This is a genomic window from Frateuria sp. GZRe14 (assembly GCF_051900395.1).
GTDB classification, from domain to species: Bacteria; Pseudomonadota; Gammaproteobacteria; order Xanthomonadales; family Rhodanobacteraceae; genus Frateuria_A; species Frateuria_A edaphi.
This window is the reverse complement of the sequence record NZ_JBHZGJ010000002.1, coordinates 349591-364604: the sequence shown is the minus strand read 5'-3', so window position 1 is coordinate 364604 and position 15014 is coordinate 349591. Positions and strand designations below refer to the sequence as shown.

General features: G+C 69.8%; 13 protein-coding genes and 1 pseudogene. 9 read left to right on the top strand and 5 right to left on the bottom strand.

Annotated elements, in window-relative coordinates:
• Positions 1–95 precede the first annotated feature (95 nt).
• Positions 96–950: a DUF6159 family protein gene (locus ACFWZ1_RS15930; RefSeq protein WP_439667157.1), complete on the top strand. Its 855-nt coding sequence runs from the start codon at positions 96–98 to the stop codon at positions 948–950.
• Between the two features lie 45 nt (positions 951–995).
• Here the strand turns inward: ACFWZ1_RS15930 and ACFWZ1_RS15925 are convergent, their stop codons facing one another.
• Positions 996–1742 (bottom strand): pteridine reductase, encoded by a 747-nt coding sequence (locus tag ACFWZ1_RS15925; RefSeq protein ID WP_439667156.1) that lies wholly within the window; start codon positions 1740–1742, stop codon positions 996–998.
• A gap of 31 nt (positions 1743–1773) precedes the next feature.
• The gene (locus ACFWZ1_RS15920) at positions 1774–2454 is read right to left on the bottom strand and encodes a hypothetical protein (RefSeq protein ID WP_231321946.1); all 681 of its coding nucleotides are present in this window, start codon (positions 2452–2454) and stop codon (positions 1774–1776) included.
• A gap of 151 nt (positions 2455–2605) precedes the next feature.
• Here ACFWZ1_RS15920 and ACFWZ1_RS15915 point away from each other — a divergent pair, with 151 nt between their 5' ends.
• The 3 genes from ACFWZ1_RS15915 to ACFWZ1_RS15905 all read left to right on the top strand — a co-directional run bounded on the left by ACFWZ1_RS15915 (position 2606) and on the right by ACFWZ1_RS15905 (position 6444).
• Positions 2606–4744 carry a TonB-dependent receptor gene (locus ACFWZ1_RS15915; RefSeq protein ID WP_439667155.1) on the top strand — a complete coding sequence of 713 codons (2139 nt, stop codon included), beginning with the start codon at positions 2606–2608 and terminating at the stop codon, positions 4742–4744.
• A 78-nt stretch (positions 4745–4822) separates the two neighbouring features.
• On the top strand, positions 4823–6016 hold the full coding sequence (locus ACFWZ1_RS15910) for a class I SAM-dependent methyltransferase (protein WP_439667154.1): 1194 nt from the start codon (positions 4823–4825) through the stop codon (positions 6014–6016).
• Entirely contained in the window at positions 6013–6444 is a 432-nt protein-coding gene (locus tag ACFWZ1_RS15905) for a VanZ family protein (protein WP_439667153.1), read from the top strand. Before ACFWZ1_RS15910 ends, ACFWZ1_RS15905 begins: the two co-directional genes overlap by 4 nt.
• Positions 6445–6507: 63 nt before the next feature.
• On the opposite strand, the gene hemH is transcribed toward ACFWZ1_RS15905, so the two are convergent.
• Entirely contained in the window at positions 6508–7548 is a 1041-nt protein-coding gene (gene hemH / locus ACFWZ1_RS15900) for a ferrochelatase (RefSeq protein WP_439667152.1), read from the bottom strand.
• 105 nt (positions 7549–7653) lie between these two features.
• Between hemH and ACFWZ1_RS15895 the strand changes: the two are divergent.
• The 4 genes and pseudogenes from ACFWZ1_RS15895 to tatC all read left to right on the top strand — a co-directional run.
• A pseudogene (locus ACFWZ1_RS15895) lies at positions 7654–8337 on the top strand (lipid-binding SYLF domain-containing protein); the annotation flags it as partial.
• Positions 8338–8407: 70 nt separating this feature from the next.
• The gene (gene tatA / locus ACFWZ1_RS15890) at positions 8408–8653 is read left to right on the top strand and encodes a twin-arginine translocase TatA/TatE family subunit (protein WP_231321931.1); all 246 of its coding nucleotides are present in this window, start codon (positions 8408–8410) and stop codon (positions 8651–8653) included.
• Between the two features lie 18 nt (positions 8654–8671).
• On the top strand, positions 8672–9124 hold the full coding sequence (tatB, locus tag ACFWZ1_RS15885; RefSeq protein WP_439667151.1) for a Sec-independent protein translocase protein TatB: 453 nt from the start codon (positions 8672–8674) through the stop codon (positions 9122–9124).
• A complete protein-coding gene (gene tatC, locus ACFWZ1_RS15880; RefSeq protein WP_231321927.1) occupies positions 9111–9869 on the top strand; it encodes a twin-arginine translocase subunit TatC in 759 nt (252 codons plus the stop codon). The genes tatB and tatC overlap by 14 nt, the downstream gene beginning before the upstream one ends.
• Positions 9870–9915: 46 nt before the next feature.
• Here tatC and ACFWZ1_RS15875 read toward each other — a convergent pair whose 3' ends face one another.
• A complete protein-coding gene (locus tag ACFWZ1_RS15875) occupies positions 9916–11259 on the bottom strand; it encodes a S41 family peptidase (protein ID WP_231321925.1) in 1344 nt (447 codons plus the stop codon).
• A gap of 85 nt (positions 11260–11344) precedes the next feature.
• Positions 11345–12520, bottom strand: coding sequence for a murein hydrolase activator EnvC family protein (locus ACFWZ1_RS15870; RefSeq protein WP_439667150.1), 1176 nt, complete (start codon positions 12518–12520; stop codon positions 11345–11347).
• Positions 12521–12764: 244 nt separating this feature from the next.
• Here ACFWZ1_RS15870 and ACFWZ1_RS15865 point away from each other — a divergent pair, with 244 nt between their 5' ends.
• Positions 12765–14801 (top strand): TonB-dependent receptor family protein, encoded by a 2037-nt coding sequence (locus tag ACFWZ1_RS15865; protein ID WP_439667149.1) that lies wholly within the window; start codon positions 12765–12767, stop codon positions 14799–14801.
• Positions 14802–15014: the final 213 nt, after the last annotated feature.

Genomic DNA, 15014 nt, shown 5'->3' with positions numbered 1-15014 from the left:
CCTAAGGTTGCTGCCGCAGGCTCGCAGCCACTGTCGCGCGCGCGGAGCCGATGCTAGAAAGGCGTCCGGTATTCACGGATCGAAGGGGGAAACGCATGGCCGGCAAGTTTGCGCGCAGTTGGGCATTGATGAAGGCGAGCGCCGCGGTATTGCGGTCGGACAAGGCCCTGCTGGCCTTTCCGCTGCTCTCCGGGCTGTGTTCGCTGGTGGTGGCGGCGAGTTTCCTGGTGCCGGTCGCGCTGGCGGTGATCGCCAGCGACGGCCGCACGCTCGACCGCGAGCACTGGTCGGCGGCGACCTGGCTGCTGATGTTCGCCTTCTACCTGGTGCAGTACTTCGTGATCGTGTTCTTCAACACCGCGCTGGCCGGCTGCGCGCTGCGCCACCTGCGCGGCGAGCCGACCAGCCTGTCCGATGGCCTGGCCCTGGCCCGCTCGCGCTGGGCCAGCATCCTGGGCTACGCGCTGATCGCCGCCACCGTGGGCCTGTTCCTGCGGGCGCTGCAGGAGCGGCTGGGCCTGGTCGGCCGTCTGGTCGCCGGCCTGCTCGGCCTGGCGTGGACGGTGGCGACCTTCCTGGTGGTGCCGGTGCTGGCGAGCCAGGCGGTGGGGCCGGTCGATGCGGTCAAGCGCAGCGTGGAACTGCTCAAGCGCACCTGGGGCGAGAACCTGATCGGCACCGTGGGCCTGGGCGCTGCGTTCGGGCTGATGACCTTCATGGCCGTGCTGCTCGGCGCGTTACTGGTCAGCGGCGCCTTCGCGCTGCATTCGATGCCGGTGGTGGTGGCGGCGGTGGTCGTGGTGGTGGTCGCGCTGATGCTGTTGAGCCTGGTACAAGCCTCGCTGCAGGGCATCTACGCGGCGGCGCTGTACCGCTACGCCGAGGTCGGCGAGAGCGGTGCCGGTTTCGAGCCGGCGCTGCTGCAGGGCGCCTTCCGTCCGAAGAAGTAAGGCGATCGCAGGAGCCACGGGTGGGGCTCCTGCGACAAACGGTGCCTACACCGCCAGCGTGCGGCCGCCATCGACGCGGATGATCTGTCCGGTGACGAACGGTGCGTCGCGCAGCAGCCAGAGCACGGCGGAGGCGACGTCCTCCGGCGCGCCGGCGCGCTGCAGCGGCGTGCGCGAGAGCATCGCGGCGCGGTCGTCGTAGTCCTTGCCTTCGGACGGCCACAGCACCGCGCCAGGGGCCACGCCGTTGACGCGCACCTCCGGCGCCATGTCCTGCGCCAGCGTGCGCGTCATGGCGGCCAGCGCGGCCTTGGCCATGACGTAGATCGGGTGGCCGGCCAGCGCGCGCTCGGCGTAGATGTCCACCAGGTTGACGATGGCCCCGCGCGACTCGCGCAGCGCCGGCCACGCGGCCTGGGCAAGGAAAAACGGCGCCCGCGCGTTGGACGCGAACAGCTCGTCCCACTGCGCTGCCGTGGCGCTGCCCACGGGCGTGGGAAAGAACGCCGACGCGTTGTTGACCAGCGCGTCGAGCTGCCCGAAGCGCGACGTCACCTGTTCCACCAGCGCGGGCAGGCGCTCGACCGCGGCAAGGTCGGCCTGTACCGCCAGCGTGCTGCCGGCGCGCGCGCGCTCCAGTTCCCGCAGCAGCCCGGCAGCCTCGTCGGCGGAGTGGCGGTAGTGCAGGGCGAGGTCGTAACCGGCCGCGTGCAGCGTGCGGGCGATGGTGGCACCGACGCGGCGGGCGCCACCGGTGACCAGTGCGACGGGGCGGGGATGCTGGATGCTCATGCGGCGAGCTTGCCGCAAAGGGAGCCGGGCGTCACGGCGGCGGTGGGGCGTCCGGTTCGATGACATCGTCCGGCTCGGTCCCGTCATCCGGGATCGCCATCGGTTCGGTGCGCACCAGGGTGCCGCTGCCGAACAGGTCGATCGCCGTGCGCGCCACGCTGCGGGTGTCGTACCAGGCGTAGGCGCCCACGCCCGCGGCGCCTATCACCGGCAGCCAGCGCGAGATGCCGGCGCCGACCGCGCGTTGCGACAGGCTCACGCCGATCCGCTTGGCCACGCGCTCGGCCAGCGTGGCCGAAAGCTGGCGGAACAGCAGCCGGTCGCCCATGCGCACCACCAGATCGCGGAACGCCTGCGCCGCGGTGTGGCGGAACAGGCACCACAGCATCTGCTCGCGGCCCAGGCTGGCGTGCTGGCCGTAGGCGGCTGCGATGTCGCTGACCATCTGCGCCTGGATGCGCCAGATCGCCACCAGTTCGGGCAACACCGTCAGCCAGCCGAGAGGGCCCGGCGGCAGCGCCAGCGAACCGGCCGTGAGCGCCGCCTTGCGCGAGGCCTGGGCGGCCAGTTCGCGCGCCTTCGCCTCCGGGTGCAGGCCCCGGTGGACGTGGCTACCGGGGATCTGGCTGGCGAAATCGAGGATCGCCGCGGTAATGCGGCTGTGCTCGATCGGCGCGGGCACGGCGGGAACCTGGGTCGGCGAGTCGGCCATGGGTGCTCCTGCAGGCGGGAAGCCCAGTGTGGGTGACTGGCCGTGAATGGGGCATGCGGCGCGATGAGGCATGACCTCTGGCCCGGGGCAGATGGCGAGCCGAATTGTTACGTTATAACATCACCTGCCAACCTCCCTTGGAATACTGCCGATGCCCCGTACGCTGCTCGCCCTAAGCCTTGCCTGCGCCCTGAGTCCCGTCTTCGCCGCCACCACGCCGCGCGATGCCACGACCGGCGACGCCGAGGCGCCGCCGGCCCCGCAGCAGGTGCACGAGCTGGGCACGATCGACGTCAGCGCAGCGCTGGACCTGGCGCGCAATACGCTCTCGCCCGATACCGGCTCGAGCCAGTACGTGATCGACCGGCAAGCCATCGCGCAATTGCCGCTCGGCGCGGCCACGCCGGTCAACCAGGTGCTGCTGCAGGCGCCGGGCGTGGTGCAGGATTCCTACGGCGGCCTGCACGTGCGCGGCGATCACGGCAACCTGCAGTACCGCATCAACGGGGTCATCATTCCCGAATCGATCTCCGGCTTCGGCCAGACGCTGGATGCGCGGACGATCCAGAGCATGAAGCTGCTCGACGGCGCGCTGCCGGCGCAGTACGGGCTACGCACCGCGGCGGTGGTCGACATCACCACCAGGAGCGGCCACCAGCTCGGCAATGGCGGCAGCGTGGGCATCACGGGAGGCTCGTTCGGCACGCTCAACCCGAACGTCGCGCTGTGGGGCAGCAGCGACCGCTGGAGCGGTTTCTTCACGGCCAACCATCTGGAAAGCGATGCGGGCATCGAGAACCCGACTGCCAGCCGCAAGCCGATCCACGACCACACCGACCAGCTCAAGAGCTTCGGCGACGTCAGCTATCTGATCGATGCCGACACGCGGCTGAACTTCCTGTTCGGCACCGCCAACAACCGCTTCGAGATCCCCAACGTGCCCGGCCAGCAGCCGCAGTTCGGCTATCTCGACCGCACGACTTTCGATTCGTCCCTGCTCGACGCCCGCCAGCGGGAAAACACACGCTTCGGCGTGCTCGCGCTGCAGGGCAAGCTCGGCCATACGGGTTACCAGGTGTCGCTCGGCCAGCGCTACACCGACGTCGACTACACCCCCGACCGGACCGGCGAGCTGATGTTCAACGGCGTCGCCTCCGCCGTCACCCGCAGCAACCGCGCAAGCACGCTGCAGGCGGATTTCGCCACGCCGCTGGGTGGCGCCCACACGCTGCGCTACGGCCTTTACGGCAGCTTCGAGCGTGCCGGCAGCGGCAACGACGCCTGGGTGTTCCCCGCCGACGCCCAGGGCGGCCAGGCCAGCACCACGCCGCAGGAAATCCTCGACGCGAACCGCCTCACGGCGAAGACCTGGTCGGCATACGTGCAGGACGAATGGAGCCTTGGCGAGACCTGGACCCTCAACCTCGGCCTGCGCGGCGACCGCTACCGGTTGGAACGCACCGAGAGCCAGCTCAGTCCGCGCGTCGGACTGGTCTGGCAGGCCACCGGCAACACGGCGGTGCACGCCGGCTATGCGCGCTACTTCACGCCACCAGCCACCGAAATGATCACCAGCGAGAACATCGCCCGCTTCGACGGCACCACCAACGCGGTGCCGGACCTGGGCAACAACACGCCGCTGGCCGAGCGCTCGGACTATTTCGACGCCGGCGTGCAGCAGGTGCTGGGGCCGTGGACGCTCGGCGTGGACGCCTATTACCGCAAGGTCGACCGCCTGCAGGACGAGGGCCAGTTCGGCTCGGCGCTGGTCTACTCGACGTTTAACCTCGCCAAGGGCCGGGTCAAGGGCGTCGAATTCACCGCCGACTACAGCGCAGGTCCGATCTCGGCCTACTTCAATTTCGCGGCCAGCAAGGCGGTCGGCAAGGGCATCATCACCAGCCAGTACAACTTCGATCCGGACGACCTGGCCTACATCGCCCAGCATTACATTCACCTCGACCATGACCAGACGCTGGCCTCCTCCGGCGGCATCAGCTACGCGCTCGGCGAGCGCACGCAGGTCGGCGCGGACTACCTTTTCGGCAGCGGCCTGCGACGTGATGGCGCGGTACCCAACGGCGATCACCTGCCGGCGTATTTCCAGCTCAACCTGAGCGTGGCGCACGACTTCACGGTGGGGCGTTTGGGCGACCTCCAAACCCGGCTGGCGCTGATCAACGCGCTGGATCGCAGCTACGAGCTGCGCGACGGCAGCGGCATCGGCGTGGGCGCGCCGCAGTTCGCTCCGCGGCGCGCGGTGTATCTGAGCCTGCAGAAGGATTTCTGACCGCCCGTACGGCGCGCGTTGCCGCTGGACTGACATGGCATCGGCTACCCTTCCGGTTTCATCCAAGCACCTGACCGCATGGCCTCACGACTTCCCGATCCCGGCGCCGACGAGCGCGCGCACTCCGACCGCCTGCTGCAGCTCCTGCGCGAGCAGATCGTCTCGCACGGGCCGATGCCGTTCGCCCAGTACATGGAGCGCTGCCTGTACGCGCCGGGCCTGGGTTACTACAGCGCCGGCAAAACCAAGTTCGGCGAGGCAGGCGATTTCGTGACTGCGCCGGAACTGGGCAACCTGTTCACGCGCTGCGTCGCCAACGCGGTGCAGCCGGTGCTGGCGATGCTGGGCGAGCAGGCCGATTTCCTGGAGCTCGGCGGCGGCAGCGGCGCCTTCGCCGAAACCGTGCTGCTCGCCCTCGCCGAGGCTGGCACGCTGCCGCGCCGCTACCTGATCCTGGAGCCCAGCGCCGACCTGCGCGAGCGCCAGCGCGAACGCCTCGCCGCCGCGCTGCCGGCGGAGCTCAACGCCCGCGTGGCGTGGCTCGACCGCCCGCCCGAGGAAGCGTGGCGCGGCGTGCTGTTCGCCAACGAGGTGGTCGACGCGCTGCCGACCACACGCTTCACCCTACGCGCCGGCGAGGTCTACGAGGAACACGTCGCGCTGGATGGCGAGGGCCGCCTGATGCGCACCGACCGTCCGGCCGATGCCCTGGTCGCCGGCGCCGTGCGCCACCTGGAACGCGACCTGGGGCAGCCTTTCGAAAACGGCTACCGCTCCGAAGTGCTGCCGCAGCTTCCGTACTGGGTGCAGGCGGTCGCCGGCACGCTGGAGATGGGGCTGATGCTGTTCATCGACTACGGTTACGTGCGCCGCGAGTACTACCTGCCCGAACGCAGCGACGGCACGCTGATGGCGCACTACCGCCACCACGCGCACGGCGATCCGTTCCACTTCCCGGGCCTGAACGACCTGACCGCGTCGGTCGACTTCACTGCGCTGGCCGAGGCCGGCAACAGCGCCGGCTTCGGGGTGGCGGCGTACCTGCCGCAGGCGCAGTTCCTGCTGGCCAGTGGCCTGCAGTCGGCCTTCGAGCATGTACACGCGCAGGCCGGCGACGACTTTGCCCGCCACCGCCTGGCGCAGGAAGTGCGCCGGCTGACCATGCCCGAACAGATGGGCGAGCGCTTCCAGGCCATGCTGTTCGCACGCGGATTGCCCGCCCTGCCGTTGGCCGCCGAACTGCTCGCCGCGGACCATGGCGGACGGCTGTGAACGCACTGGTGAGGGGGGCGGCGCCCCTGCGCTGGCATCGCGGCTGGGTCGTGCTCGGCGTTCTGCTGATGGTTGCCGTGGCGGCCATCGCGCTGCTGCCGGCGACGCGCCATCTCACCGCCATGGCGCTGGCCCTGCCCGAAGGCGACAAGTTGTTGCACATGGTCGCCTTCGCGGCGTTGATGGGTTGGTGGGGCAACCTCTATCACCGGCCGCGCCCTCGCCTGGGCGTGGCGGCCGCCTGCCTGCTGTTCGGCTTGCTGATCGAGCTGGCGCAGTGGCCCCACAACCCCAAGGACGCGAGCGTGTGGGACCTGGCGGCCGATGCGCTTGGGCTGGCCCTGGGCGCGCTGCTGCTGCGCACGCCGCTGGCCGGCGTGCTCGCACGCGTCGAGCGCGGGCTTGGCATGCAGCAGGCGCAAGGGTGATGCGTCGAACCTCCCCCGTTCGCCGGGAATGCATGGACAGGTGCACCGGATCGTCGCCGAACGCTAGGAAGTGAAACCCGGCCAACCCTGTGCATGCCGGCGGATGAGCGCCGCCAGGCTCGCCACCTGCTCGGGCGAATCGTTGAGCGCGGGAATGTAGCGAAGCTCCTGCCCACCGGCGGCGATGAAGAAATCGCGGTTCTGCATGGCGATTTCCTCCAGCGTCTCCAGGCAATCCACCGCGAACCCGGGGCAGGCCACGTCCAGGCGTTTGACGCCCTCGCCGGCGAGCTGGCGCACGGTGGCATCGGTGTAGGGCTGCAGCCACGGCTCGCGGCCCACGCGCGACTGGAAGCTCAGCAGCAGCTGCGTTTCGTCCAGGCCCAGTCGCGCGCGCAGCCGCGCCGTCGTGGCCTGGCACTGGGCGAGGTAGGGATCGCCAAGGCGCACGTAGCGCTCGGGAATGCCGTGGAAGGACAGCAGCAGCTTCTCGCCGCGGCCGTTGGCCTCCCACCAGCGTTCGATGCGCGTGGCCAGCGCGTCGATGTGCGCCGGGTCCTCGTGGTAGTCGTTGACCACCCGCAGCTCCGGCGGCCAGCGCAGCTGCTTGAGCGTGTCGGCCACCGCGTCGATCACCGAGCCGGTGGAGGTGGCCGAATACTGTGGATACAGCGGAAGCACCAGCAACCGGCGCACCCCGGCAGCCTGCAGTTCGGCGATCTTGGTCGCGACGGACGGTGCGCCGTAGCGCATCGCCAGCGCGACACGCGCCTGGTCGCCGAGCTCCGCCTGCAACGCGATGGCCAGTGTTTCGCTAAGCACGCGCAGCGGCGAGCCGGCCTCGGTCCAGACCCGCGCATAGGCATGCGCGGAGCGGCGCGGGCGGATCGCCAGGATCACCCGGAGGATCGGCCACCACAGCCAGCGCGGGTAATCGATCACGCGGCGGTCGGAGAGGAACTCGGCCAGGTAGGGCCTGAGCGCACGCGCCGTCGGCGCCTCCGGCGTGCCGAGGTTGACCAGCAGCACGCCGGTCGCACCCGGCTGAACGTTCCGGTCAGGGGCGTGGTCTGAAGGGCCGGTATAGTGGTCGCGCTGTGGCATCGAAGGCGTCGGCGGCGTGCAGGCGGTGGAGTCTGCCACAAGCCGCCGGACGCCCCCCGGGCACCGTTGCCGCACCCCCCGTTTTCCCTGCGCAAGGAGTTCTCCATGTTCAAGGCATTGCGTCGTAGCTCGCTGATCGCATTGACCCTGCTGCTGCCGGCGATGGCCGCCCACGCGGAGGACCCGCCGCTGGTGCGCGCGCAGAACGCGGTGCGCGTGCTGCACGAGATCATGCAGGCGCCGGACAAGGCGATCCCGAACGACCTGCTGGGCAACGCCAAGGCGATCGCGGTGATCCCCGACATGGTCAAGGCCGGCTTCATCTTCGGCGGCCGCCGCGGCGAAGGGCTGATCTCGGTACGCAGTGCGGACGGCACCTGGTCCAATCCCAGCTTCATCACCCTCACCGGCGGCAGTGTGGGCTTCCAGGCGGGCGTGTCCTCGACCGACGTGGTGCTGGTGTTCCGCACCCAGCGCGGCGTGGACTCGATCGTCAACGGCAAGTTCACCCTCGGCGCCGATGCCGCCGCCGCGGCCGGCCCGGTGGGCCGCACCGCCAGCGCAGCCACCGACGCGCAGATGAAGGCGGAGATCTATTCCTACTCGCGCTCGCGCGGCCTGTTCGCCGGCGTGGCGCTGGACGGCTCGGTGCTGCGTATCGACTACGACGCCAACGAGGCCGTGTACGGCTCCGGCATCACGCCGCGGCGCATCTTCGAAGGCGGCGTCGTCAACGTGCCGGGCCCGGTCGTGGACTTCCGCGACCAGCTCGAGGAGTACACTGCGCGTTGATCCCGTTGCTGGCATAGCGCTGGCAACCCCAACGGTTTTCGGCACAGTCCGTCAGAGGTTTGAAGTCATGGGTCTGGACAGTTTTTGGCATTGGATCATCCTGCTCGTCGTGGTGCTGGTGATCTTCGGCACCGGCAAGCTGGCGAAGATGGGCCCGGATCTGGGCAACGCCGTGCGCGGCTTCAAGAAAGCCATGCAGGGCGAGGACGATGAGGAAGAGGCCAAGCGCAAGGCGCAGGAGCAGCTGCGCGCCGACCCGCCGGCCGCGGACGCCACCGCCAGCAAGGCGCGCGACACCAGCGAAACCAAGTAAGCGCGCGGTGGCGCGGCGATGATCGAGATCAGCTTCGGCAAGATGCTGCTGCTGGCGCTTATTGCGCTGCTGGTGCTCGGCCCGGAAAAGCTTCCCGGCGCGGCGCGCACCGCCGGCGCGTTGATACGCCGCGTGCGCAACACCTGGGACAGCGTGCGCACCGAGGTCGAGCGCGAGCTGGAGATCGAGGAGATCAAGCGCACCGCCCGCGAGGCCGCCGCGCGTGCCGAAGCCGCGCAGGCGCAGATGAATGCCACCGCGCGTGAAGTGCGCGAGGCAGTCGGTTCGGTGACGGCCGCGCCGGTTCCGGCCACCGAGCCCGAACCGGAGCTTGCACACGCCCGGTTGCCCGGGGAGCCCACGGACGGTGACGACGAGCCGCCACCCGAGCGCGACACACGTACCGGCGACCTGTTCGCCGACGACCCGGAGCACGCCCCGGTGAAGGAACATCCGCATGGCATCGCCTGAGCCCGAGCCGCAGGTCGACCTGCAGCAGGGGCTGTTTTCGCACTTGATCGAACTGCGCTCGCGCCTGCTCAAGGCCTGCGCGATGGTGTTGATCGTGCTGCTGGCGCTGATTCCCTTCGCCAACCGGCTTTACACGCTGCTGGCCGCGCCGCTGGTGGCTCACCTGCCGCGGGGCGCGCACCTGATCGCCACCGAGGTGGCCAGCCCCTTCATTACCCCGTTGAAGCTGGCCTTCTACACCGCGCTGTTCATCAGCATGCCGGTGATCCTCTACCAGCTGTGGGCGTTCGTCAGCCCCGGCCTGTACAAGCACGAGAAGCGGCTTGCGCGACCGCTGCTGCTGGCAGCGCTGGTGCTGTTCTACGTCGGGTGTGCGTTCGCCTATTTCCTGGTGTTGCCGGCGGCGTTCCGCTTCCTCACCGCGGTGACGCCGGTGGGCGTGGAGATGATGACCGACATCACGCATTACCTCGACTTCGTGATGCTGATGTTCTTCGCCTTCGGCCTGTGCTTCGAGGTCCCGGTCGCGGTGGTGATCCTGGCCGCGGTCGGCGTGGTGGACGTGGCCAAGCTGCGCAGCGTGCGCCGCTACACCATCGTGGGCGCCTTCGCGATCGCCGCGGTGATCACGCCGCCGGACATCACCTCGATGATCATGCTGGCCGTGCCGATGTGCCTGCTCTACGAGCTGGGCGTGCTGGCGGTGCGCTGGCTGGTCAAGCCGCGCGACGAGGCTTCCGAATAGCGCGATGTCAGCTCCCTCTCCCCGTCGGGGAAAGGGAGCAGGGCGGTTACTGCACGGCGTCGGGCCGATGCCCCAGCGCCAGCCCCTTGAGGATGTTCAACGCCTGCGCCAGCGTGTAGTCCTGGGTGGCGAGCTTGGCATTGTCCGCGCTGCCGTCGTTGTCGATGTCCTGCGCGGCGGCGGTGTTCTCGTTGGCCAGGTGATGCTTGAGATCGGCTTCGGAACTGATCAGCTCCGGCTCGCTGTCGGCCTGGTTGACGGTGAGCTCGGCCAGCGCGATGTCCGGCTTGATGCCTTCGGCCTGGATCGAGGTGCCGTTGGGCGTGTAGTAGCGCGCCGTGGTGAGCTTGACCGCGTGGTCGGCATCCAGCGGCAGCACGGTCTGCACCACGCCCTTGCCGAAGGTGCGCCGCCCCACGATCAGCGCACGATGGTCGTCCTTGAGCGCGCCGGCGACGATCTCCGCCGCCGAGGCGGTGCCGTTGTCGGCCAGCAGCACCATCGGAGCACCCTGCAGCAGGTCGCCCGGGTGCGCGTCGAATTTCATGTTGGCATCGGCCAGCCGTCCGCGCGTGCTGACGATACCGCCCGCGTCGAGGAAGTCGTCGCTGACCGCCACAGCCGAGGTGAGCAAGCCGCCGGGGTTGGAGCGCAGGTCGAGCACCGCGCCCTTGGGCTGCCCGTGCTTGGCCACGTAATCGGCGAACTTGCGCTCCAGGTCGTCGGCGGTGTCTTCCTGGAACTGGCTGATGCGGATGTAGGCGTAGCCGGGCTGCAGCTCACGCAGCTTCACGCTCGTCACCGAGATCTGCTCGCGCACCAGCGGCATGTCGACCGGCTGGTCGCTGTTCTCGTGCAGGATGGAGAGCGTGACCTTGCTGCCCGGCTCGCCGCGCAGCCGCTTGAACATGTCGTCCACGTTGTCCGGATCGACCGCCTTGCCATCGATCTTGACGATGGTGTCGCCGGGCTTGATGCCGGCGCGCGCGGCCGGGGTATCGTCGATCGGCGCGACGATGCGCAGCGTGCCGTCCACTTCCAGCACCTCGATGCCCAGGCCGCTGTACTGGCCGGTGGTGTCCTCGGAAAGCTGCTGCAGGCCTTGCTTGTCCAGGTATTCGCTGTGCGGATCCAGCCCGCTCAGCATGCCGCTGATCGCCGCCTTCATCAGCGTCTTGTTGTCGACCGGCTCGACATAGGCCTGGCGGATCACTTCGTAGACCCGGCTGAAGTTGCGCACGTCGTCCAGGTCGACCGGATCGGGCGCGCTGGCGGCCTTGGCCGGCACCGCCGTGCTCGCTGCGGCGGCCGGGGCCTGCTGTGCGTGCAGCGGCGCGAACGCCAGCGCGGCGGTCACGGCGCAGGCCAGGGCACGGGGGATCGGATGCATGCGAAGACTCCTGGGTATCCGGCGGATTTCGACCGCGCGGCCGCGCGGTCGTTCAAAACTAGCCGGTGGCGTGGAAAGAAGGGCGTCAACGCCGCTTGGCCAGCCAGCCGCGCGGGTCGACCGGCTTGTTCTTGTGACGCAGTTCGAAATACACGCCGGTGTTGACGCCGGTCGTGGGGCTGGCGGTGCCGATCGCCTCGCCCACCTCGACCTGGTCGCCGACGCTGTGCAGCAGGCTCTCGTTGTTGCCGTACATGCTCAGCCAGCCATCGCCATGGTTGAGGATGACCAGCAACCCGTAGCCACGCAGGAACGCGGCATAGACCACGCGGCCGCGCGCCACGGCATGCACTTCACTGCCGCCGTCGGCCTTGATCAACACGCCGTTGCCGTAGCTCACCACCGGGCCGGTCGCAGGCCAGGGCAGGTTGCCACGGATGTCGGCCTTGCCGCCGGCGCGGCTGGGCGCGGCGGGGCTGGCGCGATCGCTGCGGGCGGCCTCGCGCGCGGCATCGTCGATGGCGCGCTGCAGCTTGTCGACCAGGTGGTCCAGCGATTGCGCGTTCTGCTTCATCGCCGCCAGGCGCTGGGTCTCGTCCTTGTACTTGGCATTGGCCTGGGCCACCAGCTTCTGCTGCGCGGCGCGCCGGTTCGCCAGCGTACTGGCCTTGTCCGCGCGTTCGGCACGGGTGGCGGCCAGGGCCTGCTGCTCGGCCGTGATCCCGGCCTCCAGTTGCTGCAGATGGCTGAGCTCGCCCATCAAGGCGGCGACGCGCGCGGCGCGGTCCTGCTGGAAATATTTCGAATAGGCCAGCGTGCGCGCGATCTGCGCGAGATCCTGGTCGCCGAGCAGCAGCCGCAGGTCGGTGCCGCGTCCAAGCGTGTAGGTGGCGCGGAGCAGGTCGGCGATGGCGGCGCGCTGGCCGGCCAGGCGCTGCTGGAGTTCGTCGCGCTGCTGCTGGAGCTGGTCCAGCTCCTGCTGCTTGGCCGCCAGCGCGGCATCGGTTTCGCGCAGTGCGCGGGCGGCATCCGCCAGGGCGTTGGCCTGGCGGGCGAGTTCGGCGTTGGCACTGTCGCGACGAGCGGCGGTCTGTGCCTGCTCGCGGGCGAGGGCTTCCATCCTGCTGCGCAGTTCGGCCAGTTGCTGTTTGGCCTGAGCCTGCTTGTGGAGCGAGGATTGCTGTGCCATCGCCGGCACGGCAGCAGCCAGCGCGACAACGGTCAACAGGAGGGCGAGGGCACGAGGGGCGGGTCGGCGCATGGGGACCGATTATCCCCGAAGCGGACGCGTCGTAGGGCGGGGTGGGCTTCAGCCGAACGGCTCTGGTGGGAGAGCGGCGGGCAGAAGCCCCTGCGTTCCCGCCAGCGTCCGCGCGGCGACAGCGCCTGCACGGGCGGCCGCTACCATGGCCGTTCGTCAGCGGACGGGCGGTGCGATGGGCAAACGTGGGAAGTGGATCGCGCTCGCAGCAGCCAGTTGCCCATGGGCATTGGTGGCGCAGACCGTGACCGAACTGCCGCCGGTCCCGGTGCAGGCGATGCGGCTGGACATCCCGCCGTTCGATCTGCCCGCCGCCTTGTCCCGCGCGCCAGTGGCCATCAGCGCCAGCGGCAAGCCGGGTGTAAATCTCTCCGAAGCGCTGGTCGGGGTGCCCGGCGTGCTGGCGCGCGACCGGCAGAACTACGCGCAGGACGAACAACTCTCCATCCGCGGCTTCGGGGCGCGCGCCACCTTCGGCGTGCGCGGCGTGCGGCTGTACGTCGACGGCATTCCCGCCACGATGCCGGACGGGCAGGGCCAGCTCTCGCACGTCGCGCTGGCCGCGGCCGATCGCGTGGAGGTGCTGCGCGGGCCGTTCTCGGCGCTGTATGGCAACTCCTCCGGCGGCGTGGTGCAGGTGTGGAGCGCCGGGGGCGGGCCGGTGCCGGTGCGCGCGCTGGACGCCTGGACCGGTGCCGACGTCAGCCTGCGCGTGGACGCCCAGGCGCGCGGCGTTACCGGCCCGCTCGACTACAACGTGGCGCTGGGCCACTTCCGTACCGACGGCTACCGCGCGCACAGCCGCGCGCAACGCACCTCCGGCAACGCGCGGCTGGGGTTCGACCTGGGCGCCGGTCGCACGTTGACCCTGGTGCTCAACACGCTGGCGCAACCACAGGCGCAGGATCCGCTGGGCCTCACCCGCGCGCAGTGGCACGCCGATCCGCGCCAGGCGGTGGACGCGGCATTCGCGTTCGACACGCGCAAGCGCGTGCAACAGCAACAACTGGGTGCGATCTGGAACGTCGAAGGCGCGCGCGATGACGTGCGCCTGATGGGCTACGCGGGGCGGCGGGCCGTGACCCAGGTGCTGTCGATCCCGCCTTTCGCGCAGCAAAGCCCCCTCAGCGCCGGTGGCGTGGTCGACCTGGACGGGGGCTACGGCGGCGCCGACGCGCGCTGGACCCACCGCGGCCAGGCGTTGGGTCGCCCGCTCGAATGGGTGCTGGGTACGAGCTGGGACGTGCAGGACCAGCACCGGCGCGGCTACGAGAACTTCATCGGCGACACCCTCGGCGTGGTGGGCGCGCTGCGCCGCGACGAGCACGACCGCGTACACGACTTCGACCAGTACGGGCAGCTGTACTGGCATGTCGCCGAGCACTGGTCGCTGCTGCTCGGCGCGCGCCATAGCGAGGTGGCCTTCCATGTGCGCGATCGCTACGTGACCGCCGCCAATCCGGACGACAGCGGCAAGGTGCGCTATCGCGCCATCACGCCGGTGGCGGGCGTCGTCTACCGGCCCGGTGCGCAGGTGCGGCTGTACGCCAGTTACGGCGAAGGCTTCGAGACGCCCACCTTCAACGAACTGGGTTACCGGCGCGACGGCGGCGCGGGACTGGCGCTCGACCTGTCGCCAGCGCGCAGCCGCAACGAGGAACTGGGGCTGAAGTGGCAGCCGCATGATGGCGTGGGCGTCGAGCTTGCGCTGTTCCGCGCGGACAGCCGCGACGAACTGGCGGTGGCCAGCAACCACGACGGTCGCTCGACCTACCGCAACGTGGGCCGCAGCCGCAGGCAGGGCGCGGAGCTGGCGGTCGATGGCGACCTCGGCGCTGGCTGGCGGCTGCAGCTGGGCATGACGTGGCTCGACGCGCGTTTCCGCAGCGGCTTCCTCGCCTGTTCCGGCACGCCCTGCATCGTTCCCGACCTGCCGGTGCCGGCCGGTACGCGCATTCCCGGCGTGCCGCGGCGCTACGGATCGCTGCGTCTGGAACGCGGCGGTGAGCTCGGCTGGCGTGGTGGCATCGAACTCGACGGCGCGGGCGCGGTGCCGGTGGACGATCGCAACAGCGCCATGGCGCCGGGCTTCCTGCGCACGGGCCTCGACCTCGGCTACGGGATGGCGCTGGGACGCACGCGGCTGCACGTGAGCGCGCGGGTGGACAACCTGTTCGACCGGCGCATCGTCGGCTCGGTCATCGTCAACGACGGCAATGGCCGCTATTACGAGCCGGCGCCGGGTCGCAGCATGTCGCTTGGGCTGCGCCTGGAGCTGTGAGCGTATGGCGGTATGGACGTCCATGCAGACAAGCGCATGGCAGCCTGCAAATGGCCGTCCATACAGGCATACGCCGTGCCAACGAAGGCCACTTGTGTCGAAAATCGATAGGTGGGGTTAAACGCTTGTAAGCACCCCGGGAAAGTGGAAGACTGCCGCTGCGCAATTCCCCTCGCCTGCAGTGCTGGCGGTGCGCAATACACCACCAGTCCT